The sequence below is a fragment of the Amycolatopsis sp. NPDC104819 genome, assembly GCF_055583145.1.
The window spans coordinates 64,516-88,771 of the sequence record NZ_JBVJON010000004.1 but is presented as its reverse complement, the minus strand read 5'-3'; the positions used below and the strand labels follow the sequence as shown (position 1 = coordinate 88,771).

The window sequence follows — 24,256 nt, the reverse complement described above, 5'->3', positions numbered from 1 at the left end:
CGAGTCGCGACCGCCGCGTCGCGATCGTCTGTACCCCCACGAAGGGCATCTTGGTGAGCACTGAAGCAACTTCGGCGGACGTCGCCGGCGTGTCCGGATCCGTTCTGTCGATCTCCGATCTGAGCGTGTCGTTCCAGACCGAGGACGGCGTCGTGAACGCCGTCAAGGGCATCGGGTTCGACGTCAAGCCCGGCGAGATCGTCGCCGTGGTCGGGGAGTCCGGGTCCGGCAAGTCCGTCACGTCGATGTCGGTGCTGGGCCTGCTGCCCAAGACCAGCCGGATCGCCGGCGAGCTCCGCCTCGGAGAGCGCAACCTCGCGGACCTCAAAGAGAAGGACATGCAGAAGATCCGCGGCAACCAGGTCGCGATGATCTTCCAGGAGCCGATGACCGCGCTGAACCCGGTCTACACCGTCGGCTGGCAGCTGCGCGAGGCCCTGCGCTCCCACCAGGAGATCTCCAAGGCCGCCGCGGACGCGCGCGCCGTCGAGCTGCTCGACATGGTCGGCATCCCGAACCCGCCGCTGCGGTTCAAGCAGTACCCGCACCAGCTCTCCGGCGGTCTGCGCCAGCGCGTGGTCATCGCCATGGCGATCGCCTGCGACCCGCAGGTGATCATCGCCGACGAGCCGACCACCGCGCTCGACGTCACCGTGCAGGCGGAGATCCTCGGCCTGCTGCGCAAGCTGCGCGACACCCTCGACACCGCGATCGTGCTGATCACCCACGACATGGGTGTCGTCGCCGACATGGCCGACCGCGTCATCGTGATGTACCAGGGCGAGATCGTCGAAGAGGCGCCGGTGCGCGAGCTGTTCGCGTCGCCGAAGGAGGACTACACCCGGCGGCTGCTCGCCGCGGTGCCGGTGCTCGGCCAGCGCCCCGAGGGCCGCCGGCTGCTCGACGACGCCGGGATCGCCACGGACAGCACCGAGGCGGCCAAGATCGCCGAGGAGATCCGGCTGGCCGACGCCGAGCTGGAAGCCGTGATCGAGGAGGCCGCGCCGGCCCTCGAGATCAAGAACCTGGTGCTCGAGTACCCCGGCCGCCGCGGCCAGAACAAGAACCGCGCGGTCGACGACGTCTCGCTGACCATCGCCAAGGGCGAGATCGTCGGCCTGGTGGGCGAGTCCGGCTCCGGCAAGACGACGGTCGGCCGCTGTGCCGTCGGCCTGCTGCGCGCGACCGAGGGCACCATCGCGATCGCGGGCAAGGACATCACCAAGATGTCGGCCAAGGAGATCCGGCCGCTGCGCCGCTTCTTCTCGATCGTGTTCCAGGACCCGGCGTCCACCCTGGACCCGAAGATGACGATCGGCGAGTCGATCGCCGAGCCGATGGTGCTGCACAAGGTGCTGGGCGGCAAGGAGCTGTCGGCCCGGGTGCGGTCGCTGCTCGACAAGGTCGAGCTGGGCGGGCACTACATGAACCGCTACCCGCACGAGCTCTCGGGCGGCCAGCGCCAGCGCGTCGCGATCGCCCGCGCGCTGTCGCTCGACCCGGCACTGCTGATCGCCGACGAGCCGACGTCCGCGCTCGACGTGTCGGTGCAGGCCCGCGTGCTGGACCTGTTCCTCGACCTGCAGCAGTCGCTGCAGTTCGCGTGCCTGTTCATCAGCCACGACCTGGCGGTGGTCGACCTGCTCGCCGACCGCGTCGCGGTGATGCAGCACGGCAAGCTCGTCGAGGTCGGCACGCGTGACCAGGTGCTGCACTCGCCGCAGCAGGACTACACGCGCCGCCTGCTGTCGGCGGCCCCGGTCGCCGACCCGGTGCTGCAGGCCGAGCGCCGCGCGGCCTGGGAGGCCGGCAAGCTGGCCCCGGTCGCCGACTGAGGCTCTGAAACGCACTGAAGGCCGCCACCCGGCTCGGGTGGCGGCCTTCGTCGTTCCAGGGCAGCTCAGCCGTCGCGGACCCAGGTCCAGGTCGATACACCGACGGACGACACGCGTACCCGAGAAGCGAACACGCGTACCTGGACGGACGACACGACCGCCTCGGAGCGGACCCCGACGTGTCGTCCAGCCAGGTACGCGTGTTCGCTTCTCGGGTACGCGTGTCGTCCGGAAGCAGCTGTCAGCCGACGCGGATTCGGGGGTCCAGGATGCCGTACAACAGGTCCGCCACCAGGTTCGCGATCACCACGCTCGCCGCGATCACCACCAGCCAGCCCATCAGCACCTGGGGGTCGTTCTTGTTGACCGCCTCCACCAGCAGCGTGCCCATGCCGTGCCAGTTGAAGACCGTCTCCGTGATGATCGCGCCCGTCACCGTGGCGCCGAAGTTGACCGAGAACAGCGTCATCACCGGGATCAGCGCGTTGCGGAACGCGTGGCGCCAGATCACCCGGCTGTTCGACGCGCCCTTGGCGCGCGCCGTACGCACGTAGTCGGCGCCCAGGACCTCCAGCATCGACGCCCGCTGGAACCGGCTGTACGCCGCGAACGTGATCGCCATGATGGACAGCGTCGGCAGCAGGAACGCGCCGACGTACTTCGCGAGCGCGTCACCCACTCCGGTGGCCGAGAGGCTCTCCGGGCTCGTCGTGCGCAGCCAGGGGTCGCCCAGGACGTCGGCCAGGCCCAGGTCGCGCACCCAGATGTTGGCGCGGATCGCGTATCCCTTGAGGACGATCGCGACGCAGAAGATGGGCATCGAGAACATCAGGAACGCCAGCGTCGTCGCCGCGTAGTCCCAGATCGAGTACTGCTTGACCGCCGCGAGCACCCCGACCAGCACGCCGAAGAAGAGCGCCAGGATCGAGGCCGCGAGCACCAGCTCGAGCGTCACCCCGAACGCGGCCATCACCTTCGGCTGCACCGGCGTGAACGCGTTGCCCTGCGCGATCGAGATGCCCCAGTCGCCGCTGAGGAAGTGCCCGAGCCAGGTGAAGTAGCGGGCGAAGACGCTCTGGTCGAGGCCCAGCCTGTGCTCGGTGTCGGCGATGGCCGACGCGCTGATCCCGGGTTTGCTCCGCAGCTCGCCGAGCGGGTCGCCGGTGTTGGCCACCATGACAAAACAGAGGAACGTGCCGACCAGCAGGACCGGGATCGAGATGACCAGCCGTCTGAGCACGTAGAGCACGAGGTTCATCCGAAACCCCCAGGTCCGGCGATCCCGCGGCACGAACGGCCGCGGGGGTGACCGGAAGCACCGGTCACCCCCGCGGGTGCGTTCAGGCCTTCATTCTCCGCTGGCGCGGGTCGAAGGCGTCGCGAAGACCGTCACCGATGAAGTTGATCGTCAGTGAAATCAGCACGAGCACGATGAACGGCCCGAAGAACAGCGCCGGCCGCGTCTGCAGCTGGGCGTAGTTCTCCAGGATGACGCGGCCGAGCGAGGTGTCCGGCAGCTGGACACCGAGGCCGATGAACGACAGCGCGGCTTCCGCCAGCACGGCCTGCGCGACCGCGAGGGTCGCGTTGACCGTGATGCTGCCGACCATGTTCGGCACCAGGTGCTTGAAGATGATCCTGGTGACGCCGGCCCCCGAAGCGCGCGCCGCGTCGACGAACTCACGCTGCGACAACGACATCGCTTCGGCCCGGGTGATCCGGGCGATGGGCATCCACGCGAACGCCGACAGCACCAGCGCGACGATGTACCACGTGCCGCCGCCGAACACCTTGGCGAGGATGGCCGCCGCGGCGATCTGCGGGATGATCAGGAACAGGTCCGTCACCCGGGAGATCGCCGAGTCGGTGAACCCGCGCAGGTACCCGGCGACCGCGCCGAACACCACACCGATCACGGTGGCGAGGATCGACACCGTCAGCGCGATCAGCAGCGAGTACTGCGTCCCGCGCAGCACCTGCGACACCATGTCCTTGCCGACCTGGGTCGTGCCGAGCGGGAAGTCGCCGCTGGGCTTGGCGAAGGACGGGAACGAGCTGTCCTGGTAGCTGTGCTTCCAGAAGATCGGCATCAGGATGCTGAGCAGCACGATGAGGACCAGCACGGCCGACGACGCCATCGCCAGCTTGTGGTGCAGGAACTTGCGCAGCACCAGCTTGCCCTGGCTGCGGGGCTCCGGCAGGGCTTCCGAAGGGAGCGTGCCTTCGGTGCTCGCGGCTTCGCTCGCGATAAGAGAGTTCAAGTCAGCCAACGCGAATCCTCGGGTCCAGGATGCCGTACATCAGGTCGGCGATCAGGTTGGCGATGATCACGAGGGAGGCGATCACCACGAGCCAGCCCATCATGACCTGAGTGTCGTTCTTCGTGACCGCTTCCACCAGCAGCGTGCCCATACCGTGCCAGTTGAAGACCGTCTCCGTGATGATGGCGCCGGCGAGGACCGAGCCGAAGTTCACCGAGAACAGCGTCGTCACCGGGATGAGGGCGTTGCGGAACGCGTGCCGGAAGATGACCCGGCCGTTGGCCAGGCCCTTGGCACGCGCGGTGCGCACGTAGTCCGAGCCCATGACCTCGAGCATCGAGGCGCGCTGGAACCGGCTGTACGCGGCGAAGCTGATCGCCATGATCGACAGGGTCGGCAGCAGGTACGCGCCGATCGTGCTGGTTATGAAGTCCCCGACGCCGTCGGTCTTCAGCTGCTCCGGGCTGGTGGTCCGCAGCCACGGGTTGCCGAGCACGTCGGACAGGCCCAGGTCGCGCACCCAGCCGTTGATCTCGATCGCGTAGCGCTTCAACACGATCGCGACGCAGAAGATCGGCATCGAGAAGAGCAGGAAGGCGAGGGTCGTCGCGATGTAGTCGATGATCGAGTACTGCTTCACGGCGGCCAGCACACCGATGATGATGCCGATGACCAGCGCGAGGATCTCGGCCCCGACGACCAGCTTGAAGGTGACGCCGAGCGCGGCCATCACCTTGGGGGCGACCGGCGCGAGGGCGTTGCCCTGGGCGATGGAGATGCCCCAGTCGCCGGTCAGGAAGTCACCGAGCCACGAGAAGTAGCGGGGGATGATGCCCTGGTCGAGACCGAGCTTGGTGGCCGTGGCGGCCAGCGCTTCCTTGCTGATCTGCGGGTTCTGCCGCAGCTCGCCCAGCGGGTCGCCGGTGCCGGCGACCATGACGAAACACAAGAAAGTCCCGACCAGCAGGACGGGGATCGATATCGCCAGACGGCGAAGGATGTAGATCACCAGGTTCAACGAACTGCTCCTCATCCGGGCCTGGTCGTCAGAAGTGCGCTGGACCGCTACCCGGTTGTCTACCGTAGTGGTGGTAACCCTACGGTCAACAGCTACTTCCGGTGGGTACCGGGGGCCCGGCTTGTGGCCGGACCCCCGGTACCTCCCAGGTCATCTGGAGCGAGGGGAAAGAAGAGTCGGGACGAGCCCTACTTCTTCTGCTCCCACTCGCCGACGTTCCACAGAACACCGTCGTACGACTGCATGTAGACGCGGTCGACGCCCTTGAACGCCCACATGCTCGGCGTCTGGAACAGCGGCAGCGAAGCGTAGTCGTCCGCGATGGCCTTGTCGGCCTCCTGGTACTTCTGCAGCTTGACCTGCTCGTCGGTGGCCTTCACCGCGGCGGTGTACGGGTCGTCGATCTTCTTGTCGCACAGCGCCTGGTAGTTCTGCTCACCACCGTTGTCCGGGCAGACGTAGATCGAGCGCGACTCCGCCTTGAACGGCTGGGCGGACCAGCCGAACAGCGCGATGTCGTAGTCACCGGTCGAAACGCGGCCACCCTTGAGGAAGTTGGCGTCCGTCTCGTCCTTGACCTCGATGCCCGCGGCCTTGGCCTGCGAGATGATGATCTCGACGGTCTGGCTGCGCCGCGCGTTCTGGTTGTGCGTGATCTTGAACGAGGCACGCACGCCGTTCTTCGCGAAGATGCCGTCGCCACCCTTGACCCAGCCGGCGTCGGTCAGGGTCTTGGCCGCCGCGTCGGCGCCCAGGCCCGCCTTGCTGCTGTACAGGTCGGTGTAGCCCTCTTCACCCTGGAAGAACACCAGGCTGTTGAGCGGCTCCGCGTCCGCCTGGACCTCCTTGAGCAGCTTGTCGGTGATCTCCTTGCGGTTCACCGACTCGAAGAACGCCTTGCGCAGGTCCTTGTCCGCGAACATGCGCTTGAAGTTCAGGTCGAGGTGCTCGTAGGTCAGCTGCGGGGCCGAACCGTAGGTCACGCCCTGCGCCGCGAGGCCCTTCATCGTCTGGGCCGCGGTGGCGTCCGGCTGGGTCGACGCCGCGACGTCGATCTCACCGTTCTGCAGCGCGGTCGCCATGGCCTTGGTGTCTTCCATGGCGCGGACGACGATCTTCGACGGGCCACCCTTGCCGCCCGCCCACTGCGGGTTCTTCTCGAGGGTGACGGCCTTCTGGTTGGCGTCGAACGCGGTGATCTTGTACGGGCCCGACGACGGCATGATGTCCGCCTTGAAGCCCTTCCACTCGTTCGTCCAGAAGTCACCGGCGGCCTTGACCTGGGCCGGGTCGCCGGTCGGGGCCAGCTTGGTGATGTCGGCGATGCCGGTCTTGGCCTCGAGGATGTGCGCGGGCATGATCGCCGGAGCGTTGAACAGGCCCTTGTAGTCGAGGTACGGCTCGCTGTAGTCGGTGACGAAGGTCAGGTTGTCCTTGCAGGTCGCCTTGTTGATCAGCGAGTAGCCGGTGGTCGAAGCCGAGTTGAACGGGTTCTTGCCGTCCGGGCCCTTGGCCAGGCCGCTCTGCGACAGCCACGCCAGGTACATGTCCTTGCAGTCGTACGGCTGACCGTCCGACCACTTGATGTTCGGCTTGATCTTGTAGGTGACCTGCTGCGGTTCCTTCGACGTGACGTCCCACGACTCGAAGACGTCGCTGTTCAGCAGCACCTTGTTGTTGCCGTCGAGCTTCAACGTACCGGAGAGCACCGCGGCCAGGATGTAGTTGTTGTACGAGCTGTTGGTGTCCGGGGTCTGGTTGTTGTACCCCGAGTACCCGTCGTCGATACCGATCGTGACGGTACCGTCGTACGCCTGCGTGTCCGCGAGCTTGAACAGGTCACCGGTCTCGGCCTTGCCGACAGCCATCGCCTTGACGTCGGTCGACGATCCGTTGGTGTCCGTGCTGCCCGAACCCGAATCGCCGCCGCTGCAGGCGCTCAGCAGCAGCGAAGCGCCGGCGACGAGCGACAAAGCGGAGACTGCTTTGGATCTCCTCATGAAGTGTGCCCTCCTAGCACTGAGCCCTTGAATATCGGGACAAGGGCCCACACCGCTCCGGTTTGGATGGGCCGGAGCCTACGACACGCCAAGCGACACTCAACTGGCGCACTGCGGGTGCACGCTAGAAAGGAAAAGCACCGACAGTCACCAGTTCAGGGTCGATCGTGACCAAAGGGTGACTTCCAGTGGACATCCAGAAATACGACGGTTACCTCACGGATTCAAAGACTCCTACTCGAAGGCGTCAGTGAAGATCACCCGGTAGTACTGAATGCGTAGCCGAGCGATTACTTCGGGCCGCGAGTCCAGTTCACCGCCGACCCGAACGGGCCCACCATGGGGGGACCCGGTGTGACGCCCGAGATGCCGGAGCCGATCGCCAGGGTGTCAGCCATCTGGAACAGCGGAATCACCACGTTCTGGCGCCAAAGTTCAGGCTCAAGAGTGGTCAGCGCTTCGGCGATCGGGGTCGACCCGGACAGCGCCGCGTCGATCGACGGTTGCAGCGCCGGGTCGCAGAATCCGGCCGAATTGCCCGGAACGACGGGTTTGTTCGGTTCGGCGGTCGTGGCGGTCTGCTCCAGCCGGCAGCCGAACGTCGACGCGAGCACCGACGCCGTGTCGCCGCCGGCCGCCTGCGGCACGACGGCGATGTCGATCCCGACGTTGCCCGCCGAGTCGCCGGTCGGCTGCTGGACCCCGTCGACGACCGGCATCGCGAGCAGGCCGCTGAACAGGTCACGCGGCTGCGGCGTGATCGGGTTGACCTCGATGCCCTGCGCGGCGAGCTGGCCGGTGAGCTCCTTGGCGATCGACGCGTACGGCTCCTGGGTGCCGGGCGAGGCGATGACCAGCGAAAGCGCCTTGCCGTTCTTGCGCCAGCTGCCCGCGGTCTTGGTGTAGCCGGCCGCCTTCAGCGACTCCTCGGCCTTCGCGATGTCGGGCGCGGTCGGCGGGCCGGGCGGGATGGTCGCCGAGTACCCGCTGACCGACGGCGCCTTCACCTGGGCGTCGGCGTGCAGCGCCGACGACGGGCCGCCGTTGACCCCTTCGGTGATCAGCTTGCTCCGGTCGATGAGCGCGGCGATCCCCGCGCGGACCTGCGTGTCGTGCAGGGTGGCGCTGACCGGGCGCAGCAGCACGTCGGCCACCAGCGGCCGGGCCACGGTGTGCAGCTTGACCGCCGGGCCGAGGTCGCCGAGCCGCTTGAGCTGGTCGCCGGTGGTCCTGGCCAGCGCGAACTGGTCGTTGCCGCTCTGCAGCGCGGCCAGCAGGGTCTGCGGGTCCGAGCGGCGCAGCACGATCCGGTCGATCGCGGCGGGTTTCTCCCAGTAGCGCTCGTTGCGCTCGAGGATGACCTCGCCGCGGGCGGTGTCGAGGCTCTTGATCGAGAACGGGCCGGCGATGGCCGGGAAGTTCGAGGCCAGCGCCCCGCGCCAGCCGTCGGGGGCGTCCTTGAGCAGGTGCGCGGGCAGCAGGTCCGAGAAGAGCGTCTGCCAGCCGGGATACGGCTTCGCGAAGGTAACCTCGACGCGCTTGCCGCCTTCGCGGGACTGCAGGTCGGTGATCTGCCGGTAGCCGGCGGGCCCGATCACGCCGGGCTGGTCGCGCATCTGGGTGCGCAGGTAGTCGAAGTCCTCGGCGGCGATGGGCGCGCCGTCGGACCAGGACGCGTCCGGCCGGATGTCGTACCCGACCACGAACGGCTGCTGCGAGACCACCGACGCGGACTTCATGAGGTTCTTGTCCAGCTGGGTGCTGCCGTCGTCCTTCTGGCGGAACACCGAGGGCAGCAGCAGCTGCGAGAGCGCCGAGGTCACCTGCGAGGAGTCCGCGAGGTTGTGCGGGTTGTACCCGCCGAGCACGTCGTCGACCCCGACGACGATCTGCGACGGCGTCTTGCCGGTGGTCGACACGGGTGCCACCGACGACGAGACGACCGGCGGTGGCGGGGTGTTCGAGCAGGCGGCGAGCAGCACGGCCGCGAGTGCCAGTACCGGCCCCGCCTTGCGATTCACCCGCACGCCCCGTCCTCCCAGATTCCGCCGATCGGGTCAGCCATGCTCCCACGACCGCCTTCGCGTCCGGAACCGAGATTCCCACACCCGGATCGGCCGGGTCCGGCACCCCAAGGTGGCCGCTATCGAAAAGGACGCACGGAGGACCGTCCGGGTTCCCGGACCGTTCCGGAACGGCGGAACGAACACGGCCCGGACACGGGACGGGATTCACGCGAGGGTGAACACCAGGCTTCGAAGCCGTCGGAGCCCTATAAAGATATAAGGAGAAGAACGGCCGAATTCGTGACTTCGGGTCGGCCGGATATCCACCCAGGGTGACTGACGGCGGAAACGAAAAACCTCCCGGCGGTGACCACCGGGAGGTTTTCGCGATTTCGGATCAGGCGTTGTCGCGGCTCTTCGCGCGCGAACGCTCCTTCGCGCGGGTGTTGACGTCGAGCGTGACCTTGCGGACGCGGACGACCGCCGGCGCGACCTCGACGCACTCGTCGACCGAGCAGAACTCCAGCGCCTCTTCCAGGCCCATCTTGCGCGGGCGGGCCAGCGTCTCCATCACGTCGGCGGAGGACTGACGCATGTTCGTCAGCTTCTTCTCCTTGGTGATGTTGATGTCGAGGTCCTCGAAGCGCGGGTTCTCGCCCACGACCATGCCCTCGTACACCTCGGCGCCCGGCTCGACGAAGAACGTGCCGCGGTCGGCCAGCTGGATCATCGCGTACGCGGTGACCGGGCCGGTCCGGTCGGCGACCAAGGAGCCGCTGTGCCGGGTGCGGATCTCGCCCGCCCACGGGAAGTAGCCCTCGAACACGTGGTTCGCGATGCCGGTGCCGCGGGTCTCGGTGAGGAAGTCGGTGCGGAAGCTGATCAGGCCGCGCGACGGGAGCACGTACTCGAGCTTGATCCGGCCGCTGCCGTTGCCGCTCATGTCCTCCATGCGGCCCTTGCGGGCGGCCAGGAGCTGGGTGATCGCGCCGAGGTGCTCTTCCGGCGAGTCGATGTAGAGGCGCTCGAACGGCTCGTGCAGCTTGCCGTCGATCGTGCGCAGCACCACCTGCGGCTTGCCGACGGTCAGCTCGAAGCCCTCGCGCCGCATCTGCTCGACGAGGATGGCCAGCGCCAGCTCGCCACGGCCCTGGACCTCCCAGGTGTCGGGGCGCTCGGTCGGCAGGACGCGGATCGAGACGTTGCCGATCAGCTCCTGGTCGAGGCGGGCCTTGACCAGCCGCGCGGTGACCTTGTCACCACCGTTGCGCCCGGCCAGCGGCGAGGTGTTCACGCCGATCGTCATCGAGATGGCGGGCTCGTCGACGGTGATCCGGGGCAGCGCCACCGGCGTCTCGGAGTCGGCGAGCGTGTCGCCGATCGTGATGTCCGGGATGCCGGCGATGGCGACGAGCTCGCCCGCGCTGGCCTCGGTCGCCGGGACGCGGGTGAGCGCCTCGGTGACCAGCAGCTCGGAGATGCGGACGTTCTGCGTGGTGCCGTCCTCACGCATCCAGGCCACGGTCTGGCCCTTGCGGAGCTTGCCGGCGTGGATGCGGATCAGCGCGATGCGGCCGAGGAAGTTGGACGCGTCGAGGTTGGTGACCAGCGCCTGCAGCGGCGCGTCGAGGTCGGCGGCCGGCGGCGGCACGTGCCGGAGCAGCGTGTCGAACAGCGGGTCGAGGTTCTCGCTCTCGGGGATCTCGCCGTCGGCGGGCTGCTCGAGGCTCGCCTTGCCGGCGCGCGCGGAGGCGTAGACGACCGGGAGGTCGAGGATCGCGTCGTGGTCGGCGTCCTCGATGTCGCTGGCCAGCTCGAGCAGCAGGTCGTGGGTCTCCTCGACGACCTCGGCGATGCGGGCGTCCGGCCGGTCGGTCTTGTTGACCAGCAGGATCACCGGCAGGCCGGCTTCGAGGGTCTTGCGCAGCACGAAGCGGGTCTGCGGGAGCGGGCCCTCGGACGCGTCGACCAGCAGGACGACGCCGTCGACCATGGCCAGGCCGCGCTCGACCTCACCGCCGAAGTCGGCGTGGCCGGGGGTGTCGATGACGTTGATCGTCACCGAGCCCTCGGGCGTCTGGCGGTGGATGGAGGTGTTCTTCGCGAGGATCGTGATGCCCTTTTCGCGCTCCAGCTCCCCGGAGTCCATCACGCGGTCGACGACCTCGGCGCGTTCGGCGAAGGCGCCGGACTGCCGGAGCATGGCGTCCACGAGGGTCGTCTTGCCGTGGTCGACGTGGGCGACGATCGCGACGTTGCGCAGGTCGGGCCGGGTCTTACCGGTCGCCCGGCCGGTTTCGACGGTAGCGCTGGCTGCGGGCACGCGAGAACTCCTGAACTTCAAGGGTTGGATGGCCGCGTAAGCCCGTCAGGCATCCCGTGACCGGCTCTGGTCACACGCGGACCTCACCCAGGATACCTGCCACCCCATTGTGAGCGGCCCCACGCCCCCACGTCGGTTAGGCTGACCTAACGTGGAAACCCGGTGAACGTCGCCGAATCGGAAGGTGCGTGCGCGTGGGCAAGAAGCCGCAGGACCCGCGAAAGGTCGTGCGCAAGCTGATGAAGGCCGGCAAGGTCAAGAAGAAGTGCTGCCGGTCGAAGCCGCGCTGCAAGAAGTGCCCGGTGCTCGCGCTGAAAAAGGCGAAGGAGAAGCTGGACCTCGCCGCCTAGCTTCCGGCTGGCTCAGTGCGCCACCGCCTCGTTGACCTGGCGCAGTTCGGGCGCCGTCTTCGTCGGCGAGAACTCGATCACCTCGTACTGCGCGAGGTGCTTCACCGCGAACGGGTCGGACGCCAGGATCGCGTCCAGCTTCCCGCGGGACATCGGCCGCGTGATGATCACGCCGCCGACGCGCGGGTTCCGCCGCCCGGACGCGAGGAAGTGGCCGTGCTCGTACTGCTTGTTCAGCCACTCCGCGTGGTCGGGCAACGCGTAGTCGATTTCCTCGATCGGAGCCGTGTAGTTCAGCAGGACGACATACATGGTTAAGACGGTAGACCCGTCCGGCCCGGCGCGCGGCCGTCGTGACCGAGTGTTGACGGATCGGGCTATAGTCGGGGCATGCACGCGCAGACTGCCAGCTGGTGGCCGCCCTCGGCGGCCCACTGACCCTGCGCTGAACTCCAGCGGCCGCCCCGGACGGGCGGCCTTTTTTGTGCCTTCTCCCGGGGTGGTCCCACCTCGAAGGGAAGACACATGAGCAAGCTGTCCGGCATCACGCCGTCGGGTCACGTCCACCTCGGCAACCACCTCGGCGCCGTCCGCCGCTGGGCTCGCGAAGGCGGGCCGGACGACCTGTACTTCGTCGCCGACCTGCACGGCATGACGACCCCGCACAACCCGGCGAAACTCCGATCCTTGGCGAGCGAGCAGCTCGCCGTGCTCATCGCCGCCGGCATCGACCCCGAGCGCGTGTTCGTCCAGTCCGACCTGGCCCGCGAGCTGGGCGCGCTGACCTGGGTCCTGGAGTGCACCTGCAACTACGGCGAGGCCGCGCGGATGATCCAGTTCAGGGAGAAGTCGAAGGGCCAGGCGGGCGTGCGGCTGTCGCTGCTGACCTACCCGGCGCTGATGGCCGCGGACATCCTCCTGCAGGGCGCGGACGAGGTGCCGGTCGGCGAGGACCAGCGCCAGCACGTCGAGCTGACGCGCACGCTCGCCAAGCGCTTCAACAGCACGTACGGCGAGGTGTTCACGATCCCGGAGGCGGTGCTCCCGCCCGCGGGCGCGCGGGTGAAGGACCTGACCGACCCGACGCGCAAGATGTCGAAGTCGACGCGGGACGCGGTCGGCGTGGTGTTCGTGCTCGACGAACCCGACCAGGTCCGCCGCAAGATCCGCCGCGCGGTCACCGACGGCGGTTCGGTGCCGGTGCACAGCCCGGACACCCGGCCGGGGATGGCGAACCTGCTGGAGATCCTCGCCGCGTGCCGGGGTGGTTCGCCGGCGGACCTGGCCGAGGAGTTCACGTCGTACGGAGCGGTGAAGGACGCCGTCGCGGACGCCGTGATCGAAGAGCTGCGGCCCGTGCGTGAACGAGCGTTAACCCTGCTGGAAGACGCCGCCGAGCTGGAGAAGGTCCGCAAAGCCGGCGCCGAGCGCGCGCGGGAACGCGGCGCCCACCGGGTCGACGCGGCGCTGCGGATGATCGGCGCCTGTTGAAGGTCGGGTGAGCGGTGGCGGCGGAGCTCTCGCCGCCACCTCCGGGCCAGGCGTGCAGCCTCTCGAACCGGCGCGCGCGGTCAGGCCAGCAGCGCGCGAAAAGTCGGCAGCAGGATGCGGTCGGCGGGCAGCCAGTCGACGTCGTCCAGGTCGTCGGGCCCGAGCCACTGGACCGCGAGGTGCTCCACCGCGCGCGGCTCTTCGCCGGGCGAGACGAGCTTCGCGGCGTAGATGCGCAGGACCTTGTCCCCCGGCAGCGGCACCTCCGGCCCGACGCGGTCGCCGACCTCGATGACGACGTCGAGCTCCTCACTGCACTCGCGGGCCAGCGCGAAGGCGTCCGACTCCCCGGCCTCGACCCGTCCGCCGGGCAGCTCCCACTGCCCCGCGTGCCCCGGCGGCCAGGCCCGCTGCTGGGCCAGCAGCTTGCCGTCACGCACCAGGGCGGCACCCACGATCACACCGTTCACAGCCCCGGAATCTACCCGGAAGCCGCTTCCCCGGCCTCGCCGAGCCGTCACGCTTCCCCGCCCGCGGCCGTACGCCAGACGGCCACGAACCGCGCGCCGCCGTCCGGCGACTCCCCCACCTGGACGCGCCCGCCGCGCCGCCGGACCGTCTCCGCCACCATCGCCAGCCCGAGTCCCGTCCCGCCGGACGACCGGGCCCGGTCGTCGGCGATCCGGTAGAAGCGGTCGAACACCTTCTCGCGGTGCTCCGGCGCGATGCCCGGGCCGTCGTCGTCGACGACCACCCGCACCGACGCCCGCGACGCCAGCACCGACACCACGATCTCGCCACGTGCATAGCGGCACGCGTTGCGCAGGAGGTTGTCCAGCACCAGCTCCACCTCGGCGTGCGCGGACGACGCCCAGGCCTGCGCGACGGCATTGCTCACCCGCGTCTCCGGAGCTCCCGCCGGCAGCCGCGCGACGGCCGCGCGCACCTCGCTGACCAGCTCGACCGGCTCCGCGGCCGGCACCTCCCCCGCGTCCGATCGGGCCAGCGACAGCAGCCCGTCGAGCAGCGACGAGAGCCGCTCGGCCTCGGTCAAGATGTCCGACAACGTCTCCTGCGAAAGCTCCGGATCCGGGTTCGTCACAGCCACCTCGGCCTGCACCCGGATCGACGCGACCGGCGACCGCAGCTCGTGCGCGGCGTCGCCGGTGAAGCGCCGGAGCCGGTCGCTCGCCTGTTCCTGCCGCTCCAGCAGCGCGTTGAACTCCTCCGCGAGCGCGCGCAGCTCGTCGTGGGAGTCCGGCAGGGCCAGCCGCGCGCCCGGCGGCAGCGAGCGCACCGAACCGCGCATGCGCGCCACCGGCCGCAGCGACAGCCGCACCACCAGCCACGTCGCCAGGCCCGCGACCAGCGCGCCGACCGACGCGACGACCACCAGCCACACCCCGCCGTAGTGCACCGCGGCCGAGAACCCGACCAGGCCGGCTCCCGCGACGACCAGCCGTTGCGCCCCGTCCGGCGCGCTGACGACCGTGCCGAGGTACCGCGCGCCGTCGACCTGGACCGGCTGCCCGGCCTTGAGCGTCGAGACGTCCGAAGGCGACAGCCCGGACGGTGTGCCGCCGTCCACCGGCGCGCCCGAGATGTCCAGCACCCGCAGGGTCACCGGCGCCGCGCCGGAGAGCGGCCGTCCCGCGCCCACCTCGGCGCTCGCCGGGCCGAGCGCGCCCGCCAGCTCGCGGTCGACCGAGTCGATGAGCAGCGGGGACAGCTTCGCCGCGGCCAGCGCGGCCAGCCCGAGCAGGCAGGCCAGGGTGATCGTCGCGGCCAGGACGGTGATCCGGACCTGCAGGGACCGGCCCCGCCACCACGGGATCACGGGGTGATGACCTCGTCGAGCTGGGCGTCCGAAGCCAGGTAGCCGTGCCCGCGCACGGTCCGCAGCAGCGCGCCCGCGCCGACGGCGTCGAGCTTGCGCCGCACGTACCCGACGTACACCTCGACGAGGTTGCGCGTCACGGCCTGCTCCTCACCCCACACCGCGCGCAGCAGCTCGTCCTTCGTGACGACCGTGCCCGCGCGCCCGACGAGCACCTCGAGCAGCGCGAACTCGCGGGGGCTCAGGCCGACCTCCTCGCCGTTCCAGTGCACCTGCCGCAGCCCGCGGTCGACCGCCAGCGCGCCGAGCTTCAGCGTGCCGCGGCCCGCTTCCGGCCCGGCGCGGCGGAGCACCGCGCGGACCTGCGCGACCAGCACCACGAAGGAGAACGGCTTGACGAGGTACCCGTCGGCGCCCAGGTCGAGGCCGTCGGCCTGGTCGATCTCGCCGTCCTTGGCCGAGACGAGCAGCACCGGCGTCGTGACGCCGTCCTTGCGCAGCCGCTCCAGCACGCGGTAACCGGACAGACCGGGCAGCATGATGTCGAGCAGGATGACGTCGAACGAGCCGGTGCCCGCCAGCTGCAGGCCGGTGGGGCCGTCCGCGGCAGTGACCACGTCCATGTCCTCCGCGCGCAGCCCGCGCTGCAGCGCCTTCCGCACGCCCGGTTCGTCGTCGACCACCAGCACCCGAGGTTTCACGCTCCTCATCATGGCCGGTTTGCGCAGGTCCTGTGGGATCTCTCAGCACGATCTCAGCGTGGAAGGGAGAACCTTCAGGGGTATCTCAGCCTCGAGAGGGAAGCGTCGTGGCCAGGGAGCCGGGCACACTCGAGCCCGGGACACCACAGGGAGAGACGCATGAAACCGAAGACGAAGGGCATCACCGCCGCGGTCGTCGGCACCGCGCTCGGCGCCGGCGGGCTCGCGTTCGTCGCGATGCCGGCCAGTGCCGACGACAAGCCGGCGCTGCCGCAGGTGAGCGCCGAGGACCTCGTGCAGTCGGTCGTGAAGGCGAAGCCGGGCGCGTTCGACGGCACGGTGAAGGTCAGCAACGACCTGGGCCTGCCCGCCGTGGGCAACGCGGTGCCGGGGGCGTCGGCGCTGAACATGGACTCGGCGCACATCTTCACCGACGGCGCGGGCAAGAGCCGGCTGGCGGTCACGCAGGGCGCGAGCCAGGAGACCGTCGTCCACGACGGGACCACCGTCTGGGACTACAGCTCCAAGACCAACACCGCGACCAAGGTGACCATCCCGGCCGACGTCGCGCAGCAGAAGGGTGCGGGCAGCGACAAGACCGCCGACCCGGTCGCGGCGAGCACCGAGCTGCTGGCGAAGGTCCGGGAGAGCAGCACGGTGTCGGTCGACGGCACCGCGACGGTCGCGGACCGCCCGGCCTACGAGCTGGTCCTGACGCCGAAGCCGACCGAGCGGACGCTGCTGCGCGAGATTCGCGTCGCGGTCGACTCGCAGACGCGGATGCCGCTGCGCGTGTCGGTGCTGAGCAACGGGACGTCGACGCCGGCCCTGGAGGTCGCGTTCACCGAGATCCAGTTCACCCAGCAGCCGGCCGACCTCTTCACCTTCACCCCGCCGAAGGGCGCCAAGGTGCAGGAGAAGACGCCGACGGTCGACCAGAAGGACAAGGACCTCGCCGAGCAGGCCAAGCAGGACACCAAGGTCGTCGGCGACGGCTGGGACACCGTCGTCACGGGCAAGGTCCCGGCGGACGCGCTGAACGCGGCGCCGAAGCAGCAGTCCGGTCGTGAAGGCCGGGGTGGCAACGCGGACCCGAAGGCGCTGCTCGAGCGCTTCGCCAAGAAGGTCAACGGCGCCTGGGGCAGCGGCTACCTCGTCACCACGAAGGTCGGCACCGCGGTGCTGACCGACGACGGCCGGTTCGCCGCCGGCGCGGTGCCGGAGCAGGTCCTCTACGAAGCGCTGGGTCAGAAGTGACCAGCACCACTGTGGAGTCCGGGGCGGACGTCTCTTCGGAGGCGTCCGCCCCGGCGGTTCCCTTGGCCGCGCGCACCCGGGGACTGCGCAAGGTCTACGGCAGCACCGTCGCCGTGGACCACGTCGACCTCGACATCCCGGAAGGCGCCGTCGTCGGGATGCTCGGGCCCAACGGCTCGGGCAAGACGACCACCATCCGGATGCTGCTCGGCCTGGTCCGGCCGACCGAGGGCGAGGTCGAGCTGCTCGGCCGTCGCATGCCCGAAGCCGCGGCGCACGCGCTGCCGGACGTCGGCGCGCTGGTCGAGGGGCCGGGCTTCCACCCGTTCCTCTCCGGGCGGGACAACCTGCTGCGCTTCGCCGCGGCCGAACCGCGGCTGGCGTCGTCCGGGATCCCGTCCGCCGTGGACTCCGCGCTGGAGCGCGTCGGGCTGACCGCCGCCGCGCGACGGCGGTACAAGGGCTACTCGCTCGGCATGAAGCAGCGGCTCGGGCTCGCCTCGGCGTTGCTCGTGCCGCGGAAGATGGTCGTGCTCGACGAGCCGACCAACGGCCTCGACCCTGCTGGTACCAGGGAGATCCGCAGGATCGTCGCCGAGCTGCACGCCGACGGGGTGACCGTGCTCGTGTCGTCGCACCTGCTGGCCGAGGTCGAGGCGACCTGCACGCACGTGGCGGTGCTGCAGGCCGGGAACGTCGTCGCGCAGGGCGAGCTGGCCGAGCTGCTGGAGTCCGGGAACGCCGCCCTGCTGGTCCGCACGCCGGACGCCGAGCAGGCCGTGGAAGTGCTGCGGGAGCACCGGATCGGCGCACGGCTCACGCCGGACGGCGTCCGCGCCGACCTGACGGCGACGGAAGCGCCGCGGGTGCTGCAGGTCCTGGTGGGCGCGGGGGTCGCGGTCCACGAGGCGACGCGGGCCCGCACCGGGCTGGAAGACCTGTTCGCGCGGCTGACGGAGGGGGCGGAATGACGGCGGTACTCGAGGCCCCGGTGGCCCGCACGGGCCACGACACGGTGCCCCTGCCGCGGCTGCTGGCCGCGGAGCTGCGCTGGATCTTCCGGCGGCCGCGCACGCTCGCCGTGCTCGGGCTGCTGGCGCTGATCCCGGTGATCATCGGCATCGGCCTGACGCTGGTCGACGACACCCCGGCCGGCGGGGGCGGCCCGGACGAAGGTGGCGGGGCGCTGCTGGCGTCCGCGGTCAACAACGCGTTCGTGCTGCCGATCGCGGCGGTCGTGATGTCCCTGGCCCTGCTCCTGCCGCTGGCCTCGGCCATGGCGGGCGCGGACGCGATCGCCGGCGAGACGGCCCACGGCACCCTGCGCGGCTGGCTGATCGCCCCGGTCGGCCGCGGCCGGCTGCTGGCGGTGAAGGCGTTCGGCGTCGCGACGGTGTCGGTGGTCTCGGTGCTGGCGATGTGCGTGACGGGCGTGGTGACCGGCCTGATCATCAACGGCACGGACTCGCTGTTCACGTTGTCCGGCACGACGTTGTCCCTGGGCGGCGCGCTGGCCCGGATCCTGCTGATGGCGGCCTGGGTGGTGCTCCAGCTGTGGGCGGTCGGCGCGGTGGCGCTGGCGATCTCCAGCTGGACCGAGCACCCGATGCTGGTGGTGGCCTCCGTCCTGGCGGCCGACATCGTGTTCACGATCCTGGGGTTCCTGTCGTCGCTGGACTGGCTGCACCCGTTCCTGCTGACGAAGGACTGGTCGATGGCCCCGGCCGAGGTCTTGCAGGACCCGATGGGCACACAGATGCTGGGCGAGGGCGCTTTGCGGGCGGCGTGCTACATCGTGATCGGGCTGTCGCTGGCCTACGCACGACTGTCCACTCGCGACGGCTGAGTGAAGGCGAGGATGCGGCGCCACGCGTCGTCGCAGGCCTCGCCCCACTCCGCGTGCGACCGGTCGAAGAACGAATGCGGCGCGCCCGCGTACATGTGCTGCTCGTAAGGCACGCCGGCCGCGTCGAGCGAACCGGTGAAGGCGTCGAACTCGGCGCGGCTCGTCGCGACGTCTTCGCCGGCCAGCAGCAGCAACATCGGTGCTTCGAGGTCGTCGACGACGTCCTCGACCAGCTTCGGCAGGCCGTAGAAGCCGATCACCCCGGCGAGGCCGAGGTCAGCCGCCGAGAGCCGCCACGACTGACCGGCGCCGAAGCAGAAGCCCACGGTGAACACCGGCCCGTCGCCGAGGAAGTCCCGTGCGGCCGCGACGTCTTCCGCGACGTCGTCCGGCCGCACCTGCGGCAGGTGGCTTTCCCAGTCGAACGCGTCGTCCCGCGCACCGAGGCCCGCGGTGCGGCCGTAGTAGTCGACGGCGACCGTCTCGAACCCGGCTTCGGCGAACCGGCGGGTCAGGTCGCGGTAGAAGGCGTGCACCCCGCGCACGTCCGGCAGCAGGACGATCTTGCGGCCGTTCGGCGCGGCGGGCACCGCGTGGTGGGCGAGGAACTCGACGCTCGAGGTCAGCGTCAGGGGTCCGTCCGCCGCCACCTCGCCCCGGATCGGCGGTGCGGGCGGGCGGCTTTCGGTGCTGTGGCACATGGGAAGTCCTTTCGTCCCGGCCGAGCCTGCCGCGCGCCGGCCCGCGGTCCCAGCCCCTGTCGTGGGGACGGTCCGCCGTTCCTGGTACCAGCAGGGCCAGGTCCGCGGCGCGGAAGAGCCGCACACTGGCACGCATGGACCGGGAACTGGGCCGCTTCCTGAAGTCGCGCCGCGAAGCGGCGACGCCGGCCGGCAGCGGAATCCTCACCGGCCCCCGGCGACGGGTGGCCGGACTGCGGCGCGAGGAGGTCGCGCAGCTCGCCGGGATCAGCGTCGAGTACTACGTCCGCTTGGAGCAGGGCCGGGCGCGCGGCCCGTCACCCGAGGTCCTCGACGCGCTGGCCCGGACGTTGCGGCTCGACGACGTCGAACGCGGTCACCTGCACGACCTCGCGTCGGCCCGGCCCGCCCGGCCGCCGTCGGCCCGCCGGGCCCGCCCGGAGCTCGTGCAGCTGCTGGCGAAGCTGGACCGCGTCCCCGCCCTCGTCCTCGACCACCGGCTCGACGTCCTCGCGTGGAACCCGCTGTCCGCGCAGCTGTTCTTCGACTTCGCGGCGACGCCGGCCCGCAACCTCGCCCGGTTCTGCCTGCTCGACCCGGCGAGCCGCGAAGTGTTCCCGGACTGGCCCGACGTCGCCCGCGCCACGGTCGGCCAGCTGCGGCTGGTCGCGGCGCGCTACGCGACCGACCAGGCGCTCGCGACCCTCATCGGGGAGCTGACACTGCGGAGCGAGCCGTTCCGGACGCTGTGGTCGGGCCGGGTGGTGCAGCAGCGCACGCACGGGCGCAAGCGCTTCCGCCACCCGGTCGCGGGCGAGCTGACGCTGCGGTTCGAGAACTTCGAGCTGCCGGACTCCTCGGGCCAGCGGCTGGTGACCTTCACCGCGGAACCCGGCAGTCCGTCGGAGTCCGCGCTGGACCTCCTCGCGCACTGGGCCGGCTGAGTCAGCCGACCAGTGCGACGCCGTCCGGGTCGAACTCCAGCGTCACCGCGTCCCCGGCCCGCAGGTCCGACGCCGCCGGCGCGACCGCGTCCACTGTGGACTCTTCGAGCTTCACGACGAGCCGGACGTGCTCCCGCCGGTGCACCGCCGCCACGACTTCGCCCGGCACGCCTTCCGCGGCCACTCGCAAAGCATGCGGCCGCAGGCCGAGCCGGACCGGGCCGTCGTCGACGTCCGGGAGCGCGACGTCACCCAGCTCCGTGTGCACCACTCCGCCCGCCGCGACGCCGGCCACGAAGGTCGTCACGCCGAGGAACCGGGCCACGTCCTCGTCCGCCGGGTTGCGCCACACGCGCCGGACCGCGCCCTCCTGGCGGACCTCGCCCGCGTCGAGCACCGCCACGCGGTCGGCGAGCGTGAACGCCTCCTCCTGGTCGTGCGTCACCAGCAGCGCCGTGATCTTGCTGCGCCGCAACAGGTCCGCGAGGTCGATCGCCAGCTGCTCGCGCAACCCGGCGTCCAAACCGGACAGTGGCTCGTCGAGCAGCAGCAGCCGCGGCTTCGGCGCCAGCGCACGGGCCAGCGCGACCCGCTGCGCCTGCCCACCGGACAGCTCCGTGACGCGCCGGCGTTCGAAGCCGGAGAGCCCCACCAGCGCCAGCAGCTCGGCCACCCGCGAAGCCCACTGCGTGCGGGGTACGCCGTGCATCCGCAGGCCGAACGCGATGTTCGCGGCGACGTCACGGTGGCCGAACAGCTGGCCGTCCTGGAAGACCAGCCCGAAGCCGCGGCGGTGGACCGGCACCGCGCCGAGGTCGTCGCCGTCCCAGCTCACCGTGCCGCGCGCCGACGGCTCTAGCCCGGTGATCGCGCGCAGGAGCGTCGACTTGCCCGAGCCCGACGGGCCGAGCAGCGCCAGCACCTCGCCGTCGGCGATGTCCAGCCGGACGTCGCGCACCGCCGTGAACGATCCGTAGCAGACCGTCAGGTCCCGCACCGACAGCGCCATCAGAACTCTCCCACCCGGCCGCGCGCGGCCCCGAGCCGGTCGATCAGCGCGACCGCCAGCACCGTCACGAGCATCAGCAGCGCGCACGCGGCGTACGCCATCTGGTTGTTCAGCTCCCCCGGACGCGCCATCAGCGACGCGACGGCGACCGGCAGCGTCGGCGCCGTCGGCCGCGCCAGGAAGCTCGTCGCCCCGAACTCGCCGAGCGCGACGACAAACCCGAACCCCGCGGCCGCGACCAGCGGCCGCAGCGTCAGCGGCAGGTCGATCTCCCGCCACACCCGCAGCGGGCTCGCCCCGAGCGTCGAGGCGGCCTGCCGCAATCGGACATCAACCGAGCGCAGCACCGGCAGCACCATCCGCACGACCAGCGGGATGATCACCAGCGCCTGGGCCAGCGGCACCAGGTAGGGCGACGTCCGGAGGTCGCCGGGCAGCGCGTCGAGCGTCACCAGGTACCCGAACCCGACCGTCACCGCGGACACCCCGAGCGGCAGCATCAGCACGGCGTCCATGGTTTCGCCGAGCCCGCGCGCAGCCCTCGTCGGCGACCGCCGCAGCGCCACCAGCACCACGGACGCGAGCACCCCGACGACCATCGCGAGCAGCGTCGCGTCGACGGCCACCTTCAGCGAGTTCACCGCGGCGTCCCAGCCGGACACCTGCAGCGCACCCTTCTCGCCAGTGCTGGTTAACGCTCGATAACCGGCCAGGCTCCAGCCGTCCGAACTCGACACCGACTCGGCGAGCAGCGCGACGATCGGCGTCAGCACCAGAGCCAGGACGACCCCCGCGGCGCCGACGGCCCACCACTCCCCGCCGCGCGGGCGCCGCGCCTGGCCGGCCCCGGTCCGGGCGCCTTCCTTGCGACGTCGCGCGAGCCCGCCGAGGACAAGAGCGGCGACCACGGCGGCGAACTGGATCAGCGAAAGGGCCGCCGCGCCCGAGAGGTCCAGGAGGTCGACCGTCCGGAGGTAGATCTCGGTCTCCAGGGTCCGGTACTTCGCGCCGCCGAGGATCAGCACCACCCCGAAACTGGTGGCGCAGAACAGGAACACCACGGCCGCGGCGGACGCGATCGCGGGCGCCAGCGCCGGCAGCGTCACCGAGCGGAACGCCCGCCACGGTGACGCGCCCAGCGCGCGGGCGGCGTCGGTCGTCCGCGAATCCAGCCGCGCCCACAGCCCGGCGACGGTCCGCGCGACGACGGCGACGTTGAAGAAGGCGTTGGCCAGCACGATCGGCAGCACGCCGCCGTCCGGCCAGAGCGCCCGGAACGCCAGCCCGACCACAACGGTCGGCAGCACGAACGGCACCAGAACGAGCGTCCGCGCGAGGCCGACGCCGGGCAGTTTCACCCGGGCCAGCACGAACGCCACGGGCAGCCCGGCCAGCACGGCGACCACCGTCGACGCGGCCGCGCTCGCCACCGTGAACCCGGCTAGCTGCCAGGTCCGCGGGTCGCCAAGGACGACGTCGAGCCCGCCCGCGGCGAACCCGCGGCCGACGATCGCCAGCACCGGCCAGGCGAAGAACACGACCAGGAAGCCGATCGGGGCCAGGCCGAGCAGGGTCAGGCCGAGGCCGCGGGCCGTCCTCGGCGGGGCTAGGACTGCACGAGCGTGCGCCATTCGCCGATCCACTTCTCGCGTCCGGCCTGCACCTGGTCCGCGGGCAGCGTCTGCGGCTTCTGCGGCAGCGGCGCGACCTGCGCCCAGCCCGCGGGCAGGTCGACCCCCTGGCGCGCGGGGTAGACGTACATGTTCGCGGCCACCGTCGCCTGGAACTGCTGCGAGAGCAGGAAGTCGACGACCTTGCGCGCGCTCTCGGTCTGCTTGCCGTTCGCCAGCACCCCCGCGTACTCGACCTGCCGGTAACAGGTGTCGAGCAGCGCCTTGGTGCGCGGCTTCCCGTCGTCACCCACCTCGGCGGCCGGCGAGGAGGCGTACGAAACGACGATCGGGCGCGGTCCCTTGCCGGACGAGCCGGAGAAGTCCTTGGTGTAGGCCTCTTCCCAGCCGCTGACGACCTTGAGGCCGTTGGCCTTCAGCTTGGTCCAGTAGTCTTTCCAGCCCGCCTCGCCGTACTTGGCGACCGTGCCGAGGAGGAACGCCAGCCCGGGCGAAGCGGTCGCCGGGTCCTCGGCGACCAGCAGGTCCTTGTACTTCGGGTCGGCGAGGTCGTCGTAGGTCTCGGGGGCCGCGATGCCCTTGCTCGTGAAGTAGTTCGTGTCGACGTTGACGCAGACGTCGCCGACGTCGACCGCGGAGAGCCGGTGCTCGGGATCGACGGCGTAGCGCTGCGGCCCGCGGTCGGCCTCCGGGCTGGTGTAGGGCTCGAAGACGCCTTCGGTGAGCGCGCGCGAGGCGAAGGTCGAGTCGACGCCGTACGCGACGTCGCCGACCGGGTTGGCCTTGGTCAGCACGAGCTTGTTGGTCAGCGATCCGGCGTCGCCCTGCTTGAGCACGGAGATCTTGATGCCCGACTGCTTCTGGAAGGCGTCGAGCACCTCCTGCGGGGCCAGGAAGGAGTCGTGCGTCACGAGGGTGACGGTGGGCGTCTGCTGCGTGCCACCGTCTCCGTCCGACAGCGAGCACGCCGCGGCGACGGCGCTGACGGCGGCGACGGCCGTCGCGGCGCGAACAGCCCTGCGTTTCATCTACCCTCCTGCACTTTC

General features: G+C 70.5%; 21 protein-coding genes. 7 read left to right on the top strand and 14 right to left on the bottom strand.

Annotation, left to right across the window (positions count from 1 at the left end; all coding sequences use genetic code 11):
• Window positions 1-53 precede the first annotated feature (53 nt).
• Window positions 54-1,835 carry an ABC transporter ATP-binding protein gene (locus ACZ63E_RS13175; RefSeq protein WP_465336178.1) on the top strand — a complete coding sequence of 594 codons (1,782 nt, stop codon included), beginning with the start codon at window positions 54-56 and terminating at the stop codon, window positions 1,833-1,835.
• Window positions 1,836-2,076: 241 nt separating this feature from the next.
• On the opposite strand, the gene ACZ63E_RS13170 is transcribed toward ACZ63E_RS13175, so the two are convergent.
• From ACZ63E_RS13170 to typA, 6 genes are all read right to left on the bottom strand, one after another.
• Window positions 2,077-3,093 carry an ABC transporter permease gene (locus ACZ63E_RS13170; protein ID WP_465336177.1) on the bottom strand — a complete coding sequence of 339 codons (1,017 nt, stop codon included), beginning with the start codon at window positions 3,091-3,093 and terminating at the stop codon, window positions 2,077-2,079.
• 82 nt (window positions 3,094-3,175) lie between these two features.
• A complete protein-coding gene (locus ACZ63E_RS13165) occupies window positions 3,176-4,105 on the bottom strand; it encodes an ABC transporter permease (RefSeq protein WP_465336176.1) in 930 nt (309 codons plus the stop codon).
• Window positions 4,098-5,114, bottom strand: coding sequence for an ABC transporter permease (locus ACZ63E_RS13160; protein ID WP_465314253.1), 1,017 nt, complete (start codon window positions 5,112-5,114; stop codon window positions 4,098-4,100). The genes ACZ63E_RS13165 and ACZ63E_RS13160 overlap by 8 nt, the downstream gene beginning before the upstream one ends.
• Before the next feature lie 188 nt (window positions 5,115-5,302).
• Window positions 5,303-7,114: an ABC transporter family substrate-binding protein gene (locus tag ACZ63E_RS13155; protein ID WP_465336175.1), complete on the bottom strand. Its 1,812-nt coding sequence runs from the start codon at window positions 7,112-7,114 to the stop codon at window positions 5,303-5,305.
• Between the two features lie 290 nt (window positions 7,115-7,404).
• Window positions 7,405-9,141: an ABC transporter family substrate-binding protein gene (locus ACZ63E_RS13150; protein ID WP_465336174.1), complete on the bottom strand. Its 1,737-nt coding sequence runs from the start codon at window positions 9,139-9,141 to the stop codon at window positions 7,405-7,407.
• Window positions 9,142-9,517: 376 nt separating this feature from the next.
• Window positions 9,518-11,443 carry a translational GTPase TypA gene (typA, locus tag ACZ63E_RS13145; RefSeq protein ID WP_465336173.1) on the bottom strand — a complete coding sequence of 642 codons (1,926 nt, stop codon included), beginning with the start codon at window positions 11,441-11,443 and terminating at the stop codon, window positions 9,518-9,520.
• 194 nt (window positions 11,444-11,637) lie between these two features.
• Between typA and ACZ63E_RS13140 the strand changes: the two genes are divergently transcribed.
• Window positions 11,638-11,793 carry a hypothetical protein gene (locus tag ACZ63E_RS13140; protein WP_465314257.1) on the top strand — a complete coding sequence of 52 codons (156 nt, stop codon included), beginning with the start codon at window positions 11,638-11,640 and terminating at the stop codon, window positions 11,791-11,793.
• 12 nt (window positions 11,794-11,805) lie between these two features.
• On the opposite strand, the gene ACZ63E_RS13135 is transcribed toward ACZ63E_RS13140, so the two are convergent.
• Complete coding sequence (locus ACZ63E_RS13135; RefSeq protein WP_465336172.1) at window positions 11,806-12,105, bottom strand: YciI family protein; 300 nt, start codon at window positions 12,103-12,105, stop codon at window positions 11,806-11,808.
• Between the two features lie 213 nt (window positions 12,106-12,318).
• On the opposite strand from ACZ63E_RS13135, the gene trpS reads away from it, so the two are divergent.
• Entirely contained in the window at window positions 12,319-13,284 is a 966-nt protein-coding gene (gene trpS, locus ACZ63E_RS13130; protein ID WP_465336171.1) for a tryptophan--tRNA ligase, read from the top strand.
• A gap of 80 nt (window positions 13,285-13,364) precedes the next feature.
• Here the strand turns inward: trpS and ACZ63E_RS13125 are convergent, their stop codons facing one another.
• Genes ACZ63E_RS13125 through ACZ63E_RS13115 form a run of 3 tightly spaced genes read right to left on the bottom strand, consistent with a single transcriptional unit; the run spans window position 13,365 to window position 15,834 of the window.
• Window positions 13,365-13,754, bottom strand: a complete 390-nt coding sequence (locus ACZ63E_RS13125) for a (deoxy)nucleoside triphosphate pyrophosphohydrolase (RefSeq protein ID WP_465336170.1) — start codon at window positions 13,752-13,754, stop codon at window positions 13,365-13,367.
• Window positions 13,755-13,801: 47 nt separating this feature from the next.
• Window positions 13,802-15,121, bottom strand: a complete 1,320-nt coding sequence (locus tag ACZ63E_RS13120) for an ATP-binding protein (protein ID WP_465336169.1) — start codon at window positions 15,119-15,121, stop codon at window positions 13,802-13,804.
• Window positions 15,118-15,834 (bottom strand): response regulator transcription factor, encoded by a 717-nt coding sequence (locus ACZ63E_RS13115; protein ID WP_465336168.1) that lies wholly within the window; start codon window positions 15,832-15,834, stop codon window positions 15,118-15,120. Before ACZ63E_RS13115 ends, ACZ63E_RS13120 begins: the two co-directional genes overlap by 4 nt.
• Window positions 15,835-15,981: 147 nt before the next feature.
• Between ACZ63E_RS13115 and ACZ63E_RS13110 the strand changes: the two genes are divergently transcribed.
• The 3 genes from ACZ63E_RS13110 to ACZ63E_RS13100 are packed head-to-tail and all read left to right on the top strand — an operon-like array spanning window position 15,982 to window position 18,925.
• On the top strand, window positions 15,982-17,079 hold the full coding sequence (locus tag ACZ63E_RS13110; RefSeq protein WP_465336167.1) for a LolA family protein: 1,098 nt from the start codon (window positions 15,982-15,984) through the stop codon (window positions 17,077-17,079).
• Window positions 17,076-18,050, top strand: coding sequence for an ABC transporter ATP-binding protein (locus tag ACZ63E_RS13105; protein ID WP_465314264.1), 975 nt, complete (start codon window positions 17,076-17,078; stop codon window positions 18,048-18,050). Before ACZ63E_RS13110 ends, ACZ63E_RS13105 begins: the two co-directional genes overlap by 4 nt.
• Entirely contained in the window at window positions 18,047-18,925 is an 879-nt protein-coding gene (locus ACZ63E_RS13100; RefSeq protein WP_465336166.1) for an ABC transporter permease, read from the top strand. The genes ACZ63E_RS13105 and ACZ63E_RS13100 overlap by 4 nt, the downstream gene beginning before the upstream one ends.
• Here the strand turns inward: ACZ63E_RS13100 and ACZ63E_RS13095 are convergent.
• Window positions 18,895-19,626 (bottom strand): dienelactone hydrolase family protein, encoded by a 732-nt coding sequence (locus tag ACZ63E_RS13095; RefSeq protein ID WP_465336165.1) that lies wholly within the window; start codon window positions 19,624-19,626, stop codon window positions 18,895-18,897. The genes ACZ63E_RS13100 and ACZ63E_RS13095 overlap by 31 nt on opposite strands.
• Before the next feature lie 134 nt (window positions 19,627-19,760).
• Here ACZ63E_RS13095 and ACZ63E_RS13090 point away from each other — a divergent pair, with 134 nt between their 5' ends.
• Window positions 19,761-20,570: a helix-turn-helix transcriptional regulator gene (locus ACZ63E_RS13090; RefSeq protein WP_465336164.1), complete on the top strand. Its 810-nt coding sequence runs from the start codon at window positions 19,761-19,763 to the stop codon at window positions 20,568-20,570.
• A 1-nt stretch (window position 20,571) separates the two neighbouring features.
• Here the strand turns inward: ACZ63E_RS13090 and ACZ63E_RS13085 are convergent, their stop codons facing one another.
• The 3 genes from ACZ63E_RS13085 to ACZ63E_RS13075 are packed head-to-tail and all read right to left on the bottom strand — an operon-like array spanning window position 20,572 to window position 24,238.
• Window positions 20,572-21,579, bottom strand: a complete 1,008-nt coding sequence (locus tag ACZ63E_RS13085; RefSeq protein WP_465336163.1) for an ABC transporter ATP-binding protein — start codon at window positions 21,577-21,579, stop codon at window positions 20,572-20,574.
• Window positions 21,579-23,210: an ABC transporter permease gene (locus ACZ63E_RS13080; RefSeq protein ID WP_465336162.1), complete on the bottom strand. Its 1,632-nt coding sequence runs from the start codon at window positions 23,208-23,210 to the stop codon at window positions 21,579-21,581. The genes ACZ63E_RS13085 and ACZ63E_RS13080 overlap by 1 nt, the downstream gene beginning before the upstream one ends.
• Window positions 23,186-24,238 (bottom strand): thiamine ABC transporter substrate-binding protein, encoded by a 1,053-nt coding sequence (locus tag ACZ63E_RS13075; protein ID WP_465336161.1) that lies wholly within the window; start codon window positions 24,236-24,238, stop codon window positions 23,186-23,188. The genes ACZ63E_RS13080 and ACZ63E_RS13075 overlap by 25 nt, the downstream gene beginning before the upstream one ends.
• Window positions 24,239-24,256: the final 18 nt, after the last annotated feature.

Bases quoted from the DNA above. Each gene is read 5' to 3' on its own strand.
- ACZ63E_RS13085 (WP_465336163.1), bottom strand. From the start codon at position 21,579: ATGGCGCTGTCGGTGCGGGACCTGACGGTCTGCTACGGATCGTTCACG.
- ACZ63E_RS13155 (WP_465336175.1), bottom strand. From the start codon at position 7,114: ATGAGGAGATCCAAAGCAGTCTCCGCTTTGTCGCTCGTCGCCGGCGCT.
- ACZ63E_RS13100 (WP_465336166.1), top strand. From the start codon at position 18,047: ATGACGGCGGTACTCGAGGCCCCGGTGGCCCGCACGGGCCACGACACG.
- trpS (WP_465336171.1), top strand. From the start codon at position 12,319: ATGAGCAAGCTGTCCGGCATCACGCCGTCGGGTCACGTCCACCTCGGC.
- ACZ63E_RS13075 (WP_465336161.1), bottom strand. From the start codon at position 24,238: ATGAAACGCAGGGCTGTTCGCGCCGCGACGGCCGTCGCCGCCGTCAGC.
- ACZ63E_RS13135 (WP_465336172.1), bottom strand. From the start codon at position 12,105: ATGTATGTCGTCCTGCTGAACTACACGGCTCCGATCGAGGAAATCGAC.
- ACZ63E_RS13080 (WP_465336162.1), bottom strand. From the start codon at position 23,210: ATGGCGCACGCTCGTGCAGTCCTAGCCCCGCCGAGGACGGCCCGCGGC.
- ACZ63E_RS13115 (WP_465336168.1), bottom strand. From the start codon at position 15,834: ATGATGAGGAGCGTGAAACCTCGGGTGCTGGTGGTCGACGACGAACCG.
- ACZ63E_RS13110 (WP_465336167.1), top strand. From the start codon at position 15,982: ATGAAACCGAAGACGAAGGGCATCACCGCCGCGGTCGTCGGCACCGCG.
- ACZ63E_RS13095 (WP_465336165.1), bottom strand. From the start codon at position 19,626: ATGTGCCACAGCACCGAAAGCCGCCCGCCCGCACCGCCGATCCGGGGC.
- ACZ63E_RS13090 (WP_465336164.1), top strand. From the start codon at position 19,761: ATGGACCGGGAACTGGGCCGCTTCCTGAAGTCGCGCCGCGAAGCGGCG.
- ACZ63E_RS13170 (WP_465336177.1), bottom strand. From the start codon at position 3,093: ATGAACCTCGTGCTCTACGTGCTCAGACGGCTGGTCATCTCGATCCCG.